The organism is Taibaiella koreensis, from assembly GCF_003545715.1.
Classification (GTDB): domain Bacteria; phylum Bacteroidota; class Bacteroidia; order Chitinophagales; family Chitinophagaceae; genus Taibaiella; species Taibaiella koreensis.
The window spans coordinates 214,240-233,245 of sequence record NZ_QVNU01000002.1 but is presented as its reverse complement, the minus strand read 5'-3'; the positions used below and the strand labels follow the sequence as shown (position 1 = coordinate 233,245).

Sequence of the window (19,006 nt, the reverse complement as noted above, 5' to 3'; positions counted from 1 at the left end):
TGAATTTGCGATGCCCTGTGTATTGCCTTCAGAACATTCCTTCCTCTCTTCATTATAGGTTAAAGTTGGGCCGTGCTGACCAACAAAAACACGCGGAGCGATTGTTTTGGGCTCCTTTTGGGGTTCATCTGAGTTGAAAAAAAGAGTGCCTCATTGTGACGCGCTACTCCACGATGGCGACACCCGATTGGTGAAGCCAGCTGCGGAACCTTTCGGGCTCCCCGGGTTCGTAATGAATAATATGGTCATTCTGTAAGAGTATAGTAAAGAGGCCCGCCGCTTCATGAAAGCGCCGGAGCAGATACGCCGGATAACCAAAGCCCGGGTAGCGCTCCTCATTGCGCCTGGCCGGTGTTGTGCATTTCATAGAAGTCGGCAGCTTGCCGTTTTAGGGGATGGCTGCTCCAGTCTTCCCAGGTGCAGGTATAAGGATCGTAACCACACTTCAGCGGCTTGCTATAGGCATCGTCGGGGTCTTCAAGGTAAGCGCGGCAGTCGGTGCAGATATGGCGGAACTCACAGTCGCGGCATACTGCTACCTGGTCTTTGGTGATATGCCAGTATTGCCTGAATGCCGGCTTGTCGACCACTGCCGCCAGCGGTACATCATTCACATGACCGAAATGCTGCTTCATCGACGGACAGTTCCTGATGTAGCCATCGGCATCGACACTGATCTTCCGGTGGAGACAGGTATTGTGCTGCAGCGATTCAAAATAATGATCCAGGTCGGGTGTGAAGTATTTTTCCGCGATACAGCCGCAAGCGCGGGGATCGCTGAGATCTGCGGTAGCATAGCGCAGTTTGTACCGTAGCCCCTCCTCGTAGCGTTCCTCGTCCTCAGATGCGCCGTAGACCGTAAGGGATACCAGGTTGCCATAAGTCAACGGCAGTGTTTCGTATGCGATCCCCGGGGAAAAAGGGACGACGAGATGAATGTCGTCCAGCGCGACTTGCCGGCAGATGTCCAGCACCGTTTCCGGTCCCGATGGCGGCGTATTCCTTGTCAAAATGATCTCCGTTGCCAGGCAGTTCAACTTGGTCAGCTGCTGGCATATACTGTACAGGTAGTCGGCATCGGTCCGCCTCGTTACAATGATCGCATTGGCAATGGTAGCCGGGACATCGAATGCGGTGTTGACCGGAGGAAAGTTGCCGGATATAGCCTCAGGACAAAGGAATATGAGCTCTTCACGCAGCAGGAAATCAAAATAGCTCTTCATGATCTGTTTTTCTTCATGATCTGCACAGGCATCCAGTACCGCATCGATGCTGCTGCCCTGCGCTGTATGGAGGAGCTCGTACAAGGCCAGCGAAATAGTATAATAGCAATGGCGTTGGGTATCGGATAGCAGCGCCCGTTTGCTGCCCGTCGTAAGCAGGCAGGAAGCAAAAAGCCGGAATACCTGTCGGGTGCAATTATCTTCCATCTCTTCTCGATATAAGCTTGTAATATCTTTTATAAATGTATTCCCGGGTATGGTAGCGCCGGGAAGGCAGCCACTCTTTCACCATCAGCTGCTGTGGCTGTACCGACCAGTACAGGGCAGCAAAAGGCAGCGCTTCAAGATGTAAACGGGCATGCTCGTCGGTACGCATTTTCTCCTTTGTCATAGCATATCATTTAAGGCCGTCGCAACACGCCGTTCCAGCTGATAGTTACAGGGATAAGATACCATTCCAAACTGGCCTACGGGGTTTACTTCGAGAAACACAAAGCGCATGTCGGGCGTTAAGATAAAGTCGAGTGAGCCGCAGTTGAGCCGTATCGAAGTCATAAAGTCGCGGATGCTTTGCTCCACGGCCTCCGGCAAAGAAAAGGGCACATTTCGGTTGGCATGATCATGATCGTAATTCCGGAAATCCAACCGGGTCTGCTCATTTTGCTGGGAAAAGATCGCCATGGCATATAGCTCACCCAGCAGGTAAAACACGCGCAGCTCGCAGTATTTTTCTACATAGCCCTGGAATAGCGAAGGGAAGAAACGGTCGCTGCAGGCCGCGATCTCCTCCCGGCTTACCTCGTAAGTAGCAGCCGTATAGAATTTGTCGTAGCACGAAAACGAGAAAAGCTCATTAATGCTCTTGGTGATCGTTCTGTTACCATTGGTGCGCTGTGCAAAGGCTGCTAATCTTTTCTTTTTGTTGCAGATCAGCGTATCGGGAACAGATAGGCCGGCTTTGATCGCCGCCATCAGGTAATAGGTCTTGTCATTGCCGGCATTCAGGAACGAGCTGATGTGCGGCTTTTCTGTTTGCAGGTAACGATGGATAAACAAAAGCACATTATCCAGCTCCTCTCCCAGGTAAGCAGAGAGCTGCCGGTTGATCTTTGCATCCGGCGACAGCGCTCCGTGCTGTCCCTGGCTATCCTGCAGCCAGCCCCGACGGTACCAGTAAGCCTTTATCCGCACCAGGTCGACCAGGCGGCCGTTTACCGAAACGACGAGCTGGATCAACTGGTTGTCCCGGTATTCCAGGCATTCAAAGGCGACCTCATCATCTTCGTTGATGCGCAGCCAGGGCGTGCCAAAGTGATCGAGCCATTTCAATATCTCGATAGTGCAGGGATCCCTGTTTTCCGATAAGATGAGGACCATATTCAGTTGATTGAATAATAATAGTCGGGAAGATTGTATTCCAGCCGCATATCCGCTTCGCGTTGTTCCAGGTCCAGTAGAAATTGCCTGATCCCCTTTTTACCCATTTCGGTGCGCAGGATGAAATCGGGAATACGTCTTCTCGGACAAATGCCGGCCGCCGCTGCCGCTTTAACCAACCCCAGATACCATGCCCTGCGTTGTGCATTGCCCTCATGAGCCAACAACAGGAATTGTTCGTGATCGAGCCCTGCCCCCACTTCTTCCCGGCTAAAGATATGGCCTGACTTGCGATACAGGCTGAGCTGCGTGTCCAGGTTTGCGCCATTCAGAATGATGAAGGCGCTATCCGTAAGTTGACCCGAATAATTAAGGCCTCTTATGTATTGATCCCGGAGCAGCAAATGCCACAATACCCTTGCGCTGCGTTTATCCTTTGGCCTGGCTATCTTTTCATAATGCCTGACCACCAGGGTTTCGACCATTTCCCAATGCCCTGGCAACGCCAGGTACGACCGGAGAGCAGTGTTAGCCCGTGTCGCCGTCATAAAGGAGCCCGGGCACATGGAGCAAAAGCTTGTATCGTTAAAATGCAATGCTTTCCTGAGCATCGAATCACACATCAACTTAAGCCCAAGGGCGTCGTAGCTGGCTACCAGGTAGCCATAGGCTTCATCCGCAAGGTTGCCCTCATTATGACACTCACAGTTGTCGATGACCAGCGCATATTGCCCTGCTGCAAATAAAGAGTCATTGAACCGGCTAAACGCTTTATGGTATTCTTCTTTATTTCTGGAATCGGCTTCGGCTTGCCGCATAGCGCTATCCATTGGCTTGAGACCTACACCATCGACCACAACCGTACTGATTACGGCCTGGGCGCCAGTATCGGCTATCCCTGTAAAAAGCAGCCACAGCAGGATCAGGATACGCATAGATCAATTAATTGTAGTGTAGCGCCTGTAAAAAAAGCTACAGGCGCTACTGAAAGGCTTAATACATATCGGGTGTGGTACCATCAAAAATGGTAAGGCTCATGCGGTTATAAGAAGAACCGTCCGAAAATTTCGTGTAGCAATCGTACCGGCCACCGCAGCAGGAATAGGAATAACTATCGGTCAGCTTTTTACCATCGACAAGATGTTCGCTGGTACCAGAAGCGCCGCCGGCCTTCACCATAACCATTATTTCGGGGCTCACGGTAGCTTTGGCGAATTTTTCAGAATGTAAGCTTTCTAAAGGTGCTTTTTTCATCTTTTATGCTTTTAGATTGAAGAGCCCTGTCTTGCCGCCCTGGGCTCTATATTCAGCGTACACCAGTATTTATACAGGTTTATAGGTGTCTTTCCTGGTACATAAGGCCTCATGTCGCCCAAAGATAAATGATAATTTATGTAAGTTAAATTTCCTTACATAAACTTTAACTTTTTGTTTAAACAATAGTTCAGAACGTGAAATCTGTTACGGGATAAATCGGGTTTTGAAAAGCGTATTATCTTTACCGCATGGAGTACCACTTTATCGCTATAGAAGGGAATATAGGCGTCGGAAAAACCACATTGGCTCACAAACTGGCAGAACATTATAATGCAAGACTTATCCTGGAACAGTTTGCCGACAATCCTTTTCTGCCCAAATTCTATGAGGATAGAGAACGTTACGCCTTTCCTGTGGAGCTGTCGTTCCTGGCCGAACGCTACAGCCAGCTTAAAGACACCCTGCTCAACCGGGAGCTGTTTCAGCAGATGATCGTAGCGGACTATACCATTATCAAAAGCCAGCTTTTTGCACGCAACAACTTAAGTCCTGACGAATATGAACTGTTTCAGCGCATGGCCGAGATCATACGTACCCAGCTGCCACGCCCCGACCTGCTGATCTATCTGCAAAGCCCCATTGCCAAGCTGCAGCAGCAGATACTCCGCAGGGGGCGACCATACGAAACACAAATCGCCGATGCCTACCTGGAAGAGATCCAGGACGCTTATCTCCGGTACCTTGGCCAGGAAGAATGTCCCATTTTGATGGTAGATACCGCACTGGCCGATTTTAATAAGCCGGAGCATTTTGCGCAGCTAACGCGCTTCCTGGAGTCGGGGGAAACCTTTCAGCGGCGGTCGTTGTTCATTAAATAGGTTTCGGCGTAAGCACAACGGCATTCCGGTCCTTGCGCTTTGTCGAAAGGACAAATGTTAGCTGCTTCGATGGGTTCAGCAGCCGCGTTGCTGCAGGTACGGCGACGGCATATTGGGGCAATAGCTTATCTTGCAATAAGCTTACGCGATGACGCAGTGCAGCAGCGGCAACAAAACCGGGGTGGTTTTGTATATTGATCTGCCGGAGGCATGCCTGCGGTATCCACAAACACTTGTCTTATGATCGTTATTGCATTATACAATCTGAAAGGTGGCGTAGGCAAAACGGCCTCCTGTGTTAACCTGGCGCATCTTTCGGCCAGCGATGGCTACTGCACCTTGCTGTGGGACCTCGATCCGCAGGGCGCTGCCGGCTATTATTACCAGACGCAGCCGCGGGCCAAGAGCGGCGTCCGTAAGCTGCTGGAGAAGGAAATGTCCCTGGACGAGTTGGTGCAACAGAGCCTTTATGACTATCTCGATGTGATACCGGCCGATAAGTCGGCCCGCAAACTGGATATTTTATTGGATGAGCAAAAGGGTTCCAAGAAGCAGATGCGTCAATTGCTGAAGCAGGCGGAACATAACTACGATTTTGTGTTCATCGACTGTCCTCCGGGCTTCTCGGTGCTGGCCGACAATATTTTTGAAGCGGCCGACATTGTATTGATGCCTGCCATTCCTACTACGCTCTCTGTACGTACTTACGATATCGTTAAAGAGTATTTCGAAGACAAACACCTGGCTCTCGAAAAGCTCATGTGCTTTTTTACGATGGTCGATGCCCGTAAAAGCCTGCATACAGAGGTGATGCATACCCTCAGCGCCGATCGCCGTTTCTTTGAGCATTATATCCCTTATCTCTCCGACGTAGAGAAAATGGGCGTACACCAGGCGCCCGTTACCGCTTTTGCACCCTCGGGCAGGGCGGCGGTAAGCTACCACGATCTTTGGACAGAAATTAAGGAAGGGATAGTATAGGTGGGATACAGGAAGATGCAGGAACCAGGATGAAGGAATCAGGAGCCAGGATACAAGAGCCGGGCTGCAAGAATGGAATGTAGGAATCGGGGGAGGAAGGATGGTAGGCTACAAGCATTGAGCATGCAAAAGCATTGCGGTTAATCCCGGTAATGGGTTGATACAAAAAAAGCGCGGCTGCATATACAGCCGCGCTTTTTGCTTGCGCTATTTTTCTGAAAACTATTGCTTGTTGATGAGTATGCGGGTAGGGATAGGGCCGGCTACGCCATTGGCATCAAAAGCCTTTTTCACCAGTTCCTGTACGCCAAAGTAAACATCCCAATAGTCGGCCTGTGTCGTATAAGGACGAATGGCCAGGGAAGTCATCCCGTCGCCCACCTTAAGCACGCTCACTTCGGGAGCAGGCGCCTTGAGCACCTTCGGGTGCTGAAGCATGGCTTCGCTGGCAATTCTGCGGGCTGTGTCGATATCGACATCCAATGCTACGGCCATCACCAGATCTACCCTCAGGTTGCCATGGGTAGTGTAATTGGTGATGACGCCGGTAGACAAGGCGCCATTAGGCAGGATCACGGTCTTATTCTCGGGCGAAAGGATGGTTGTATTGAAAATCCCGATCTCCTGCACAATACCGATAGAGCCCTGAGCCTCGATCATATCATGTACCTTGAAGGGTTTGAAGATCATCAGCATCACACCGCCTGCGAGGTTGCCCAGCGAGCCGTTGAGTGCCGCGCCGATCGCGATGCCGGCGCCCGCCAGTATAGCGGCGAAGCCGGTAATATCCACACCTACCATGCCGGCAATGGCCAGGAACAATAAAATGCTTAGTGTAACCTTAATGAGCGATAACAGGAACTTTTGCAGCGAGATGTCGAAATTACGTGTTGATAATACTTTGCGCGACAGGCGGCCGATGCGGCCGATGATCCATTGCCCGATGAGATACACCAGGACGGCGCCGATAAGCTTGGGTGCATAGTCGATCGCCATGGACTTGATCTTGATCAGCCATACCTGGCCCGAGTTCAGCGCATCCGCGCCGGCTTTAATCGTTTCGTCGATTTGCAGGAAAAGCATAGTAGTGTTTTTTTAAGTTAAAAGGGAGTTTTTGATGATATGAAAGATACTGTATTCTATCAAGGATAATGCCAAACTCTACCAGGCCCGGGACGAAAACAAAAATAATTATAATGGTACGCCGTTTCAAACATACCTTAAGCGTTTGCGCCGGCCTCCCTATCGCCACATAACATAACAGGAGCTGCCCGCTACGGCAGCTCCTGTTGGAAATAATCCTCGTGGAGGAATGGGATATGTATGGCGCCGGTAATTAACGGGCCATCTGCTCATCCGGCCTTCTGAAGCCGATCACCTTGGTTCGCGGTTCAGAAGCATGATGCTCCTGCGGGTGGGTGATCTCGGCAATGGTCATAGGGCTTTTGATGCAACGCACATGCCCTAGCTTATCGCTGAGCCGTTGGGGCTTGACTACGGAAAGCTTCCGGAATTCGTATTGTGCGATCAGTCTTCCCTTGCGCATCAGGGCGGGGTCGATCAGGGTCAGCGCACTGTTGAAAGTGCATATCAGCTGCACATTCAGAAAGTCGGACAGCAGGCCGTCGGAGATGTTCAGCAGGTTGGATACCGACGAGTTACTATTGCTGCGACGGTCCATGATGATATTCTCAGCGTCTTCGATCACGATCACCGAATCGGGGTTATTGATCAGCAGCTGGATAAAAGCCGGCTCCATCAGGCAGCCGGCGGTATCAGGCGACAGGAACAGCACCCGCTTTTTAATTTTCGCGATCAGGTAACGCAAATAGGTGGTCTTTCCTGTGCCCGGTACGCCATGAAGCAGGATGATGCCTTTGTCTTCTTTCCGGTTCAGCCGTTTGCGGATCAGCTCATCTACAGGTTTGAAGTCGTCTTCGTAGTAGAGATCCAGGTTTAGCCGTGTTCTTTTGATCTCCATCGATTTCAGCTCAAGACCATTATATCCTCTGATCACGAGGTTAACCTCCGCTTTGTAGTGGCGTACCCGCTCGCGACAATGCCTGGCCAGCTCAGTCAGCTCCCCGACGAAAGTCGCCTGGCTGCCGTCGTGAAAGATGTCGATAAATTCCTCGTCACATTCCAGTATCACCCGGTTGTTGAGAATGATAGCCGTACGGTCGAACGGGAATGTTTTCTTTTTCGCTTCGTAGATACGATAATGATGCGTGCTGAGGACCATGCTGCCAAATTGTGCGCAAATAAGCCCGTGCAGCTTTTCGCCGTTGATGTGCCCGATATAGTGAATATCCGGCAGCATCCCGAACAGGGAAAGGTAAAGGGATTTAACCTCTATATAATAATTGTCGAATAAAGTATGGTGATCGAATGATCTATCTTGAAAAAGTGTGTTCATAAAATGATTGGTATAGGAATTAAAAAGGGCTGCCGGGCATCTGTTGCAAAACATGCCGGTGCTGTAAACGGCAAGCGGCCCTGCATCATGCAGGGCCGCTTGCTACAAAGGAATATAATAGTTAATCCATAGCATGCGACAGCCTGCGAAAGGTACAGCCCTTGGAAGTGGCGCCGATCGGGGAGATATAGAGATGTATACTCAGCATCGCATGAGATTAAAGAAGATGAACAATGAGCCGCAAAACTATAAGCTTGTTCCGGAACGTCCAATTAATTTTTTCTATCCTTTGATAAGGGCTTTCACGATACCCGGTCTTCGCTGGCAGCCTGGGCAGCCCGGCCTTCGGGTGTGTCGTCGGTTTCTTCAGGGTTAACGACCAGGCGTGGTGCTTTGGCGGGCATTTTGTCGCCCAGCAATTTGCCCCATGGCTTCAACTCGTCGATACGATCGAAGATGATCTTGAGTACAGCCACAAAGGGAATAGACAGGAACATGCCGCTCACGCCCCAAAGCGTGCCGCCCAGTAGCACGACGATGATCGAGATCAGCGCATTGACCGATACCTTGGACGATACTACACGCGGCACAATCACATTGTTGTCGAGGAACTGGATTACGGAGTAAGCTGCTATAATAAGCACCGGCGTGGTGTAGCCTTCTTTGGTAATAATGGACATGAGCACGGGCAACAGTATCGCGATCACACCCCCAATGTAAGGGACCAGGTTCAATATCGCACCAATGACGCCCAGCAGGATCGCATACTTGACACCAAGTATCAGCAGCGCTACCGAGTTCAGCACGGCGATGATGGAAGTCTCGATCATAAGGCCCACGATGTAACTCTGTACGGCGCCTTTGGTCTCTTTCAATATCTCTGCTACCTGCTCTTCATTGTCTTCTTCAAATACTTCATAAATGAAATTAAGGATAAGCGGCTTGTAGAACAGGAGCAGGAAAACATACAGTGGGATCAGCACAAAAAAGCTGAGCATGCCAAATACGGTATTGAGCGTGCGGCCTACATAAGCCTTACTGTTGTTCATGGCCTCGTTCACCATATTCATCTGCTTTTCTGTAGAAATGCCAAAACGGTCGCTCAGCCATTGCTGCAGCTGATGAAGCAGCGACAGCGTCTTTTCCTTCAGCTGGGGAATCATATCGCCAAACTGAACGATCTGGGAGGAAAGGAAAAACATTATAGCAGCAAGTACCAGCACAGCCAGGAATATGGTCAGCAATATGGCGAGGATCTTGGGCACTTTCCATTTCTGCAGCCGGTTGTACACCGGGTTGAGCAAAATAGCGATCAGTCCCGAGAAGGCGAAAGGGACAATGATGTCCTGGAGCAGCGACAGGATGTAGAAAAAGAGATAGATGCCGATAATAACCATCGGCGCTTTAATGTAGAAAGGGAAGCTCTGGCGTGCATGAAGCACTTCCTGTTCGCCTGCATTGTCGCCTGGCTTGTTTTTTTTGCGATTAAAAAATAGTCCCATATTTATCGTGTTGTTCCTTCGTTTGGAAAATGTGAAAAAGCGAGCCATGCATTATATATGCCGGCCGCTCTCACTACAAATAAACAGAGAAATAGTTGAGCCTGTCAAGTAGCGTCAGCACAAAAATTTCTGCCTTGACGGGCTGCTGCGCCGTGTACTGGCGTAGGCTCCCGGTACCTTTGCTTTATCAAATAACGAAAACAGCTGTGTTCTGCAAGCCATTTTCCCAACACCAAAACCATCTGAATTATGGAAACGACAATCAATGCTGAAACCACCGGTGACCAGGCTGCGCTTATCGGCCGGTTGGGCTACCGGGAGCTGGAGCGGCCGCGTACCTATCATTGTGTGCGGAACGGGGAGCCCCTGATGCTTACCGTACACCTGTACGAAAACAGGAATGCCTGTAAAGTGCTGTACTATACCGAAGCGGTATACATCCCCGGCAATAAGCCGCGGCATACCACGCTCTTTCATTTCAATGCAGACAGCGATCATGAAGCATTGCATAAATACTGCCTGCATGCCCTTTTCTTTGATGAAAAGATAGGCGCGCATTTTGAGCAGGAGCATAACCATACCGCACCGGCACACCTGGATGCCGAAAAGGCCGAACAATTCCGGAACTGGGTAAGGCTTTTCTGGAACAGCAATTACTTCAAAGAGAAATATAAAGAGCTGGGTGGCCTGGAGCATGCTTCAGACCTTATCCGGAAGGGGGTCTTTTCGAAACCCTTTTAAAAGCCCCTGTATATACCCTGTCACCATAAAGCCGGTACCTGAGGAGGGGGTGCCGGCTTTTAAAATCTCACGGCGCCGGCCTTGCGTAATCCGGGTTGAATACATGTGCCACCGTTGTCCGCTCCGCTACAGATAAACTTTATATTTGCATACAAACACCCTCGCCATGTCGCTTTCAGATACTTACTTTCGCCACCAATGCATGATCCGGAGACTGTTGAAGGCGCCGGCCAGCCTGCAGGAGCTGAAAGATTATTACGAGCTGGAATGTGAAACCCACGACTATAATTTCATCTTTTCCCAGCGCACTTTCCTAAGGGATAAGGAGGAGATACTTTCCCTGCATAAGAAGGATATCCAGTACAATCCTTCCCTGCGTAAATATTATCTTGAAGAAGACCACATGCCCGATGACCTGGGCGAAAGGATAGCCGATGCCTACAATACCTACCAGGCGCTGAACCTGGCCGACGGCCTGTCCGATTTTGTATATCTGGAAAAGCGGCGGCCACAGGGTATGGAGCACTTTCATCCTTTGCTGCACGCCATACGCTCAAGGCTGGTGGTTACCTTCCAATATGAGAAATACCTGGATGAGAACATCAGCGAACGCCGTGTGGAACCGTTGGCGCTTAAGGAATTTCAAAGCCGCTGGTACCTGCTTGCAAAAGACCTGAAGGATCATTCTTTGAAGACCTTTGCGCTGGACCGGATGACCGCTCTGGAGACCAGCCGCCAGAAATATAAGGCAGATAAGGGCTTTAATGTAAATGATTATTTCCGGCATTGCTTTGGCATCATTCGCCCTTCGGCGCCGGAAAGCAAGCCGCAGGACATCGTGCTTCAGTTTGGACCCGGTAAAGGTAAATACATCAAAAGCCTTCCGCTGCACGAATCGCAGCGCGTGATCAAGGATGATGAAGAGGGCCTGCAGGTGGCGCTGGAGCTATATATAACACACGACCTTATCATGGAGCTGCTATCGCATGGCGCCGATGTAACCGTGCTGCAGCCGGCATCCCTGCGCAAAACGCTGAACGAGATCTATAACCGGGCGGAGAAAATATACCAACACTAGGCTTTCGGAAAATGCTAACTTTTCATTGTGGAAAAAAACTTACTTTTGCCCTTCAAATCTCCGAACGATGAAAATCTATGGGGCTATGATCCTCGTACGCTAACTACGGATCTGGCCAATACTCCCGAGCAGACAATACACGATTGATGGACGCCAGGCCATCAGGCTTGTCTATTTTTCATCTTTTTATAAATCCTTTTATGCCCTCTACAATAAATGGCGCCTCTAAGGCGGCCAACTACTTCTCTTTATTGAAGCAAGCCCTGCGTGGCGAAGAAATGGACTACACCCAAGGCAGTATCCGTAAGGCCGTGATCATGCTGGCCGTACCCATGATGCTGGAAATGGCTATGGAGTCGGTATTCGCCCTCGTAGACCTCTATTTTGTAGGTCACCTGGAAAACAGCCGCGAAGCCATACAGACCGTAGGGCTCACCGAATCGGTGCTGACCATTATGTATTCTATCGCCATAGGCATGAGCATGGCGGCCACTGCTGTGGTTGCCCGCCGTGTAGGTGAAAAGAATCCTGAAGAAGCCGGCCACAGCGGTGTTCAGGCTATCGTAGTTTCTTCCGCCGTTACCCTGCTCCTAAGTATTGCCGGTATGTATTTTGCGCCCGATATCCTGCGCCTGATGGGCGCTTCGGCCGAGACCACTGCTCAGGGCAGCACGTTTACCCGCATCATGATGGGTAGTAGCGTGGTGATCATGCTGCTCTTCCTCATCAACGGGATATTTCGCGGGGCCGGTAATGCGGCAATAGCGATGAAGAGCCTTTGGATCGCCAATATCTGCAACATTATTCTTTGTCCCATATTCATCAACGGCTTTGCCTTTGTGCCTGCATTCGGTCTTACCGGCGCGGCTATGGCCACGGCCACAGGCAGGAGCATCGGCGTGCTTTACCAGGTCTATCACCTGTTTAAAGGTAAGCATCAGCTGAAGATCAAGATAGGTCATTTCATCCCCGATTTCAAAGTGATCCGCGCATTGGTGGGCATTGCCACACCCGGCATTTTCCAGTTTGTGATCGCTTCCTGCAGCTGGATTTTCCTGGCCGAACTGGTAGCGACTACCGGTGGTGATGCGGGGTCGGCCGGCTATCAAACCGCATTGCGGCTTATGATGTTCTTTATGCTGCCGGCCTGGGGGCTCAGCAATGCTGCCGCTACCCTGGTGGGGCAGAACCTGGGCGCACAGAACGTTCAGCGTGCTGAACAATCGGTAATGAAGACGGTAAAATACAATGTGCTCTTCATGCTGGCGGTGAGCATTATCTTCTTCCTGCTGGGTGGCTGGCTGGTATCCTTTTTCTCCAACGACGAAAGCATCCGTTCGGTGGCCCGTACAGCGCTGATGATCATGAGCACCGGCTTTATCTTCTACGGTATCGGTATGGTGATGATCAACGCCTTCAATGGTTCGGGCGATACCTGGACGCCCACCTGGGTCAACCTCTTCGGCTTCTGGACCTTCCAGATCCCGCTGGCTTATCTATTGGCCAAATACCTGGAATGGGGACCTAAAGGTGTGTTTGTGTCGATCCCCGTTGCCGAGACGGCAATTACTATCGCTGCTTTCATCCTGTTTAAAAGAGGACGCTGGAAGAAAAAGAAAGTATAAATAGGCAAAGGGAAGTGTGCTAAAGCAATATTTCCTGAAATAGAAAATGGCTGTCTGGAAGGACAGCCATTTTTGTTATAGAAACCATTTAGTGCACGATCTTATTGGCGCAGCTGGTGCTGGCAAAGGCATGCGGCTTGGCCCTGAAGGCAAAGCCCATTCCTGTAATATAGCCCATGGCATCTTTAAGGGCCACATGGCTTTTGAAGCCGGGATCAGTATTGATATCGGCGTGCACTTCCATAGCGACATCAAATTCGTTGAACACTTCGCAGAGGCTATACGCTACTTCGACGCTTCGTGCAACTTCGTGCAGCATCCTTTCCCTGATGCTCATGGTCTGGCTCAGCACTTCCTTATGGATGTACATGAAGCCGCCCCGCCCTTCCCGCAGCAATACGATTACGGTAGCGCATTCGATACGCTTACCCTTCACCTGGCTATCGGTACCGATGCAGGCTTTGAGCCGGTACCCGCCGGCATGTTCCCGGACAATGGCCTGCTGTATCTCTTCTTCAATAGGCCGCCGGACCTGGTGGCCCGCAAGCTTTCTCCAATGTAATGTTTTTGTTTCCATGGCTGTTTTTTGTTTTTAGGTTTTCACTTACGATCATGTGGTATCCCACGGGCTCGAACCGCGTTTGCCGGAGCTTCAATCCGGTGCATAGACCATCTCTGCCAGAATACCTGTTATATACGCTGCGGTAGATATTGGATTCGAACCAATGCGGCTGTTACACCCTGGCCGCTTAGCGGGCGGCTCTCTTAGACCTCTTGAGTAATCTACCATTAAGGGTACTCCGCGGACTCGAACCGCGATACCGGCTACGCCGGCGCATGGGGGATGCTTCCTTGCCCAAGTACCGTTCCCGCCGAAGGGCGGGAGCAATCAGGTTGTCTCCGGGAATCGAACCCTGTTCTCCACAGTCACAATGTGGCGCTTTACCAGGTAAGCTAAAGACAACATACGCTATCGGAACAGGATTCGAACCTGTATCGCCGGTGCCAAAAACCGGAGTGCTACCCTTGCACCACCCGATAAACATTTATTTGAAGGAAGGAGCAGCGGCCGGCCATAAGACCGCTGTATGCTCCTCATTCCCCGTAATGCAACAGGAATTCATTGTTGATGGCCTTGAAGGAAACATGTTCCCCCGCCTGCTTCACCCTGATCACGATGCCTTCGGCCCGAGCGCCGGCCAATACCGAACGCCGCTGCGCCTTTTCCAGCAGGCTATCGATATCGGCCTCCAACAGGTAGGCGCTATCCAATACCGGAACCCTGGGTAAGGCTAGTTGTTCCGTCAGCGCTATCCATTCATCGAAGGAAGCATAGCGGGCCTCATCGATGAAGTAAATGCCGAAGCAGAACCATTGCTGCCCTTTCAGCTGCAGCTTGTTGCCCTGTATCCCTTCGCCAGTCAGCTCGCCTTGTAGCGCCAGGTTTTTACCAAGGCTTTTCAGCTTGCTTTCCAGGTCCAGCTGCCGGGCCATCTTCCAGAAGCCGTTGCCGGCATCTTCCACCAGCTCTAGGTTGCGACTGCATACACCAAACGCTTCGTCGCGCAGGTAGAAAGTAGCCGAGCTGCCGTCCAGCTTTTCGGTAATGTAACACTCCTGTCCTGCGTATTGCTGCAGCAGGTCGCCCAGTACCTGCACTCTGGTCTCATCGGTTTTGGGGATGAAACAGGGGAAGGATCCTTTGACGATCCCTGACAGGGAAAGTGGTATGGGTGGCTCATACTTTACGATGCCCAGCAAAGCCGTTACATCGGCGCCTTCTTCGATCGTGGTACCCTGTGGCAGAACGCTCAGCGGAAAGCAAATGCCTTGCGATACCTGACCCCGCAGCTTTACGGTGCGTATGCGGAAGCTGCGGCTGCGCAGGAATTCGAATGGCTCCCGTTCCGGCAACAGGCTGTCGATCTCGATATAGACGCACAGCTCATCTACCTGGAACTCGGCGCGCTTTACGACCAATTGCCAGCCCAGTACGGTTGCTTTTTCAATGGCATCCGCGCCGGGGATAGGCGCCAGGCTACGGATGCGTTGAATAGAAGCTAGTTTTCTCATGGTGATATTGTTTTTCAAAGGTCAGGGTATATAGGGGCCATAAAAAAGCCCCGCAGTACGGACTGCGGGGCTTTACACGTATGCAGGACTCAATCCTGCCAAACGACGCTCCTCAGTCGGGAATAATTGTTTTTGTTGCCGAACCGGCTATAGCTCATCGCAGAGCCATCACGATCTATATTCATCACTTGCAGCCATACCACCTCCGGTAGCACGGGGTTCGGCGTGCGTTCCTGCAATGTGATGATATGTTGTAATGACCGGTTCATGCCTGTATCTGTTTTTTGTTTTTTTAGCATTAAAAAAGCCCCGCTCTTCAGCGGGGCCTGTATGAATAGTGTCTTTCTGATCGTTCTAAGACAACTGTGCGTATGCCCCGCACGCATGGCTTTTCCACAAGGGACTGAAGCCTGCTTTATTGATGATGTGTACCGCGTAACGTTGCATCTCGTTGGTTGTTGTGATAATAATTTTTTCGCGTCGCAAAGATATGGGGCTCTTTTTTAAATTGCCAAATTTATTTTTAAAAACATCAGATCAGTAAATAATAATAAGCGGATGAAATGATCGTTGGTGGCGGTTTTGGTGAGATTTATATTTTTTTATTCCAGGCTTTTTCATTCTGCTTAAAGCCAGAAGAAAGGCAAGGAGCCACCTGTAGTGGCAACGGGGCGAAAAGATAACCTGGACAAAGGTTGGGGTATCATTTTGTCCTAACTTTGCTTGTTGAAAAGCGGCGATAGACCGCATGATTACGGATCCTGATAGTGTTAACGATGAATCTCTCCCAACTGTATGACCGTGCGCTGAACTTCGAGTTCCTGTCGGCGGAAGAAGGCGTCTTTCTGTTTGAGCATGCGCCGCTTACCGAGCTGGCGTATGTAGCCAACGAGCTCCGCAAGATACAAGTGCCTTACAACAAGGTGACCTGGATCATTGACCGGAACATGAATACGACGAATGTATGTACCGCCAACTGTAAGTTCTGTAATTTTTACCGTATCCCCGGACATGCCGAGGGGTATACAACGGATATCGAAACCTACAAGCGGAAGATTGAAGAGACCTTTCGCTATGGCGGTGAGCAACTGCTGCTGCAAGGCGGCCATCACCCTGAGCTGGGGCTGGACTACTATACCGGCCTGTTCCGCGAGCTGAAGCAGCTGTTCCCGCGATTGAAGCTTCACGCGTTGGGACCTCCCGAGGTGGCGCATATCTGCAAAGTAAGCGGTGTAAGCCATACGGAAGCTTTGCTGGCACTTAAAGAAGCCGGCATGGACAGCATGCCCGGACCCGGCGCCGAGATACTCGACGATCGCGTACGCCGCCTGATCTCCAAAGGCAAATGCGGGGCGCAGGAATGGCTTGAGATCATGGAAGCAGCACACCAGATAGGCCTCACCACCAGCGCCACGATGATGTTTGGCCACGTAGAGACCATACTGGAACGCTTCGAGCACCTGGTAAAGCTGCGCACGGTGCAGGCCAAAAAGCCGGAACAGGCTAAGGGTTTCGTCGCCTTTATCCCCTGGACCTTCCAGGATGTGGATACCTTGCTACGCCGCATCCGCAGGGCAAAGAACGATACCACACCAGAAGAGTACATACGCATGATCGCCATGAGCCGCATTATGCTGCCCAATGTGAAGAACATACAGGCCAGCTGGCTTACAGTAGGCAAGCAGACGGCGCAATTGTGCCTGCACGCGGGCGCCAACGATTTCGGGTCGATCATGATCGAAGAGAATGTGGTAAGCGCTGCCGGCGCGCCGCATCGCTTCACCGCCGCGGGCATACAGGAAGCCATACGGGAAGCGGGCTTCGAGCCACAGCTCCGCAACCAGCAGTATGAATTCAGGGAAATGCCGGTGCTTGAGCAGCAGGTAATCAATTATTAAACCTTGTAGAGGCGTTGCATGCCTTTATAGAGTAGAGACGTTGCATGCAACGTCTCTACAAGGCTAGTGCCATCTAATCGTTCGCTAATGACGCAGGCAAATCAGGCATGCACCCAGAAAGCATATTCGGCAAATTTATTGCTGTTGAGCCACCAGGCCGTTCCGTTACCCAGCTTGATATTGCTGGCGCCAGCCTGGCTTTGTACGGGTAAGGTTACGATACCGGAGACATCGCGTTTTGCCTTTACATCGGTTTCCGGTGCGATGATCACCACATGTCCCGGCCCCTTATCGGCGATGCGCCTGCCAATGATTAGCGCTACTGCGCCCAGGTTAGCCGCATGCTGCAGCTCATTGAGTGTGGCCGTACGTTGCCAGCCAAATCCGGGGCCAAAATCTTTCAGCCATACCAGCAGGGCGTTGGCCTGCATCTCCAATACGGTATCGCCATACACTGGTGTAGCCTGTCCGCCGGCGGACAGTCGCGCTACTGTGCCTGGTGTCCACCATACGCGTGGAAAGTAAACGCCCGCCAGGTAGCAGTAATCATGTGCATAGATATTGCAAAACGTTTTTCCATCTGCAGGTTGGTAGCGTTTATACTTCGGGTTGGTTACATCCAGCCAGTCGATGATCTGTAGTAAAGCAGCAGTCAGCTCCGATGGCGTTCCTTTCGCATTCCGTTGTGGCTGCCCAGTCTCGTTGAGTGAACGGGCATTGGCGGGATCGGTTCTCCTGGTGATGGTACCCGGCCGTACCGGCAGGTAAGCTGGGGGAAGGGCGGGCAAAGGACCACTAACCACCGGCTCGAGCACATCGGGCAGTGCTTCTTTTTCCGGTACCAGGTATTGGGCCGAGGCATAGCCTTTGAAATAAGCGCCGTTCATGGTGGTCTCTACCAGGTACCAACCATCAGTCTTTTTGCCTGACAGCCAATTGACCAGTTGTCCCTGGGGCAGACGGGTCAATACATTCGAGGGTTTGCCCTGGACCGGTATTGCCGGTTCACGACGAAGGTTAAGTGTGCCGTCGGTAAGCTGAACACGGTAAACACGGCTGCCGGCTGCTACCGGTTCGGGATAGGATAGCGGCGCGCCGGGGCTGTCCGCGCCTTTGAGCGAGCGGGCTAGCATCAGGTATTCAAAAATGTATTCGCCGTAGTATTTCTTGCTGTTCTTATCGTAATAACCTTGTTTGAATCCTTTTCGCAGATCGGCCTTGCCTTTATTATACGCTATTGCCACATATACCATTTCTTCATCGCTCAGTGTTGTTTTGCCGCGCCATCCCTGTCTTTGCTGTGCTGCCTCCAGCTCGCCCAGGCATTTGGACAGGCATAGGGCAAAGTTGGCCCAGTCCTGTTGCAGGAAATACTGCGGATCGGCTTTGAAGTGCTGCAAGTCGTACTGAAAAATGCCATAGCCGTGGCAGAATTTATTCTTATTGCTGAGATAAGGCTTGTATTCCGTGATGTAGGCCGCCATCTGCTCAAAGCACTGCCGGGCAATATCAAACATCTGCTGTCCATCGGCTATGCTCAGCAAGTCGGTTTTGTTCCTGGGAAAAGCAGAGCGGCCGGGTGCGTCGATAATGTCGCCTACGCAAAGCCGTACAATATCGGGCAGTGCCAGCTTGCCGATCATACGGCTCCAGATGTGACCGGTTTCCTGGTAGGCGATTGCACACAGCAGGTCGGTGGTATAGGGCGTGTGCTGTGCGGCTGCGTCGAGCTGCGCGCCGAATTGCTGCCTGAACCAGGTCAGCGCTGATTTAGTGTCCATGATAATTTGTTTTGGGTTTGGGTAAAATGGTCATTGGCATTCTATGTTCCTGGCGATGGATCGATAGCGCGGATCATCTGCCGGAAAAAGGATCACGAATGGTCATTTTTGCAAATATATCTATTTTTTGATTGCGCTTCAAAGGCCATGCTTGCCCTTGTCGAAATCATTTGCAG

The 19,006-nt window shown here is 51.2% G+C and carries 19 protein-coding genes and 3 tRNA genes; 6 read left to right on the top strand and 16 right to left on the bottom strand.

The window, feature by feature from the left end:
* Positions 1-163 precede the first annotated feature (163 nt).
* From DZK30_RS08005 to DZK30_RS07980, 6 genes are read right to left on the bottom strand one after another with little or no spacing between them, the layout of a single operon-like run.
* Positions 164-367, bottom strand: coding sequence for a hypothetical protein (locus DZK30_RS08005; RefSeq protein ID WP_118973606.1), 204 nt, complete (start codon positions 365-367; stop codon positions 164-166).
* Positions 336-1,430 carry a grasp-with-spasm system SPASM domain peptide maturase gene (gene gwsS / locus DZK30_RS08000; protein ID WP_118973605.1) on the bottom strand — a complete coding sequence of 365 codons (1,095 nt, stop codon included), beginning with the start codon at positions 1,428-1,430 and terminating at the stop codon, positions 336-338. The genes DZK30_RS08005 and gwsS overlap by 32 nt, the downstream gene beginning before the upstream one ends.
* Complete coding sequence (locus DZK30_RS07995; protein ID WP_118973604.1) at positions 1,420-1,614, bottom strand: hypothetical protein; 195 nt, start codon at positions 1,612-1,614, stop codon at positions 1,420-1,422. Before DZK30_RS07995 ends, gwsS begins: the two co-directional genes overlap by 11 nt.
* Positions 1,611-2,600: a grasp-with-spasm system ATP-grasp peptide maturase gene (gene gwsG / locus DZK30_RS07990; protein ID WP_118973603.1), complete on the bottom strand. Its 990-nt coding sequence runs from the start codon at positions 2,598-2,600 to the stop codon at positions 1,611-1,613. Before gwsG ends, DZK30_RS07995 begins: the two co-directional genes overlap by 4 nt.
* 2 nt (positions 2,601-2,602) lie before the next feature.
* Positions 2,603-3,535 carry a hypothetical protein gene (locus DZK30_RS07985; protein WP_118973602.1) on the bottom strand — a complete coding sequence of 311 codons (933 nt, stop codon included), beginning with the start codon at positions 3,533-3,535 and terminating at the stop codon, positions 2,603-2,605.
* A gap of 58 nt (positions 3,536-3,593) precedes the next feature.
* Entirely contained in the window at positions 3,594-3,854 is a 261-nt protein-coding gene (locus DZK30_RS07980; RefSeq protein ID WP_118973601.1) for a hypothetical protein, read from the bottom strand.
* Between the two features lie 251 nt (positions 3,855-4,105).
* Between DZK30_RS07980 and DZK30_RS07975 the strand changes: the two genes are divergently transcribed.
* Together DZK30_RS07975 and DZK30_RS07965 are read left to right on the top strand one after the other, a co-directional pair.
* A complete protein-coding gene (locus tag DZK30_RS07975) occupies positions 4,106-4,735 on the top strand; it encodes a deoxynucleoside kinase (protein ID WP_118973600.1) in 630 nt (209 codons plus the stop codon).
* A 240-nt stretch (positions 4,736-4,975) separates the two neighbouring features.
* On the top strand, positions 4,976-5,716 hold the full coding sequence (locus DZK30_RS07965; protein WP_162902940.1) for a ParA family protein: 741 nt from the start codon (positions 4,976-4,978) through the stop codon (positions 5,714-5,716).
* A gap of 222 nt (positions 5,717-5,938) precedes the next feature.
* On the opposite strand, the gene DZK30_RS07960 is transcribed toward DZK30_RS07965, so the two are convergent.
* From DZK30_RS07960 to DZK30_RS07950, 3 genes are all read right to left on the bottom strand, one after another.
* Positions 5,939-6,799, bottom strand: coding sequence for a mechanosensitive ion channel family protein (locus tag DZK30_RS07960; RefSeq protein ID WP_205529392.1), 861 nt, complete (start codon positions 6,797-6,799; stop codon positions 5,939-5,941).
* Positions 6,800-7,052: 253 nt separating this feature from the next.
* Positions 7,053-8,132: an AAA family ATPase gene (locus DZK30_RS07955; protein WP_118973597.1), complete on the bottom strand. Its 1,080-nt coding sequence runs from the start codon at positions 8,130-8,132 to the stop codon at positions 7,053-7,055.
* 302 nt (positions 8,133-8,434) lie between these two features.
* Positions 8,435-9,634 carry an AI-2E family transporter gene (locus DZK30_RS07950; RefSeq protein WP_118973596.1) on the bottom strand — a complete coding sequence of 400 codons (1,200 nt, stop codon included), beginning with the start codon at positions 9,632-9,634 and terminating at the stop codon, positions 8,435-8,437.
* Between the two features lie 249 nt (positions 9,635-9,883).
* Here DZK30_RS07950 and DZK30_RS07945 point away from each other — a divergent pair, with 249 nt between their 5' ends.
* From DZK30_RS07945 to DZK30_RS07935, 3 genes are all read left to right on the top strand, one after another.
* Positions 9,884-10,375 carry a hypothetical protein gene (locus tag DZK30_RS07945; RefSeq protein ID WP_118973595.1) on the top strand — a complete coding sequence of 164 codons (492 nt, stop codon included), beginning with the start codon at positions 9,884-9,886 and terminating at the stop codon, positions 10,373-10,375.
* Between the two features lie 166 nt (positions 10,376-10,541).
* Positions 10,542-11,453, top strand: coding sequence for a helix-turn-helix transcriptional regulator (locus tag DZK30_RS07940; RefSeq protein WP_118973594.1), 912 nt, complete (start codon positions 10,542-10,544; stop codon positions 11,451-11,453).
* Between the two features lie 200 nt (positions 11,454-11,653).
* Complete coding sequence (locus DZK30_RS07935) at positions 11,654-13,078, top strand: MATE family efflux transporter (protein WP_118973593.1); 1,425 nt, start codon at positions 11,654-11,656, stop codon at positions 13,076-13,078.
* Positions 13,079-13,166: 88 nt separating this feature from the next.
* Here DZK30_RS07935 and DZK30_RS07930 read toward each other — a convergent pair whose 3' ends face one another.
* The 6 genes from DZK30_RS07930 to DZK30_RS07910 form a co-directional block, all read right to left on the bottom strand.
* Positions 13,167-13,655 (bottom strand): ribonuclease H-like YkuK family protein, encoded by a 489-nt coding sequence (locus DZK30_RS07930; protein WP_118973592.1) that lies wholly within the window; start codon positions 13,653-13,655, stop codon positions 13,167-13,169.
* 125 nt (positions 13,656-13,780) lie between these two features.
* Positions 13,781-13,866: transfer RNA gene (locus DZK30_RS25755), tRNA-Ser, on the bottom strand.
* A 104-nt stretch (positions 13,867-13,970) separates the two neighbouring features.
* A tRNA-His gene (locus DZK30_RS07925) sits at positions 13,971-14,043 on the bottom strand.
* Between the two features lie 5 nt (positions 14,044-14,048).
* Positions 14,049-14,119, bottom strand: a tRNA-Gln gene (locus tag DZK30_RS07920).
* A 54-nt stretch (positions 14,120-14,173) separates the two neighbouring features.
* Positions 14,174-15,151 carry an RNA ligase (ATP) gene (locus DZK30_RS07915; protein ID WP_118974014.1) on the bottom strand — a complete coding sequence of 326 codons (978 nt, stop codon included), beginning with the start codon at positions 15,149-15,151 and terminating at the stop codon, positions 14,174-14,176.
* An 89-nt stretch (positions 15,152-15,240) separates the two neighbouring features.
* Positions 15,241-15,420: a hypothetical protein gene (locus DZK30_RS07910; RefSeq protein ID WP_162902939.1), complete on the bottom strand. Its 180-nt coding sequence runs from the start codon at positions 15,418-15,420 to the stop codon at positions 15,241-15,243.
* 507 nt (positions 15,421-15,927) lie between these two features.
* Between DZK30_RS07910 and mqnC the strand changes: the two genes are divergently transcribed.
* Positions 15,928-17,049 carry a cyclic dehypoxanthinyl futalosine synthase gene (mqnC, locus tag DZK30_RS07905; protein WP_118973590.1) on the top strand — a complete coding sequence of 374 codons (1,122 nt, stop codon included), beginning with the start codon at positions 15,928-15,930 and terminating at the stop codon, positions 17,047-17,049.
* 101 nt (positions 17,050-17,150) lie between these two features.
* Here the strand turns inward: mqnC and DZK30_RS07900 are convergent, their stop codons facing one another.
* Positions 17,151-18,830 (bottom strand): SH3 domain-containing protein, encoded by a 1,680-nt coding sequence (locus DZK30_RS07900; protein ID WP_118973589.1) that lies wholly within the window; start codon positions 18,828-18,830, stop codon positions 17,151-17,153.
* Positions 18,831-19,006: the final 176 nt, after the last annotated feature.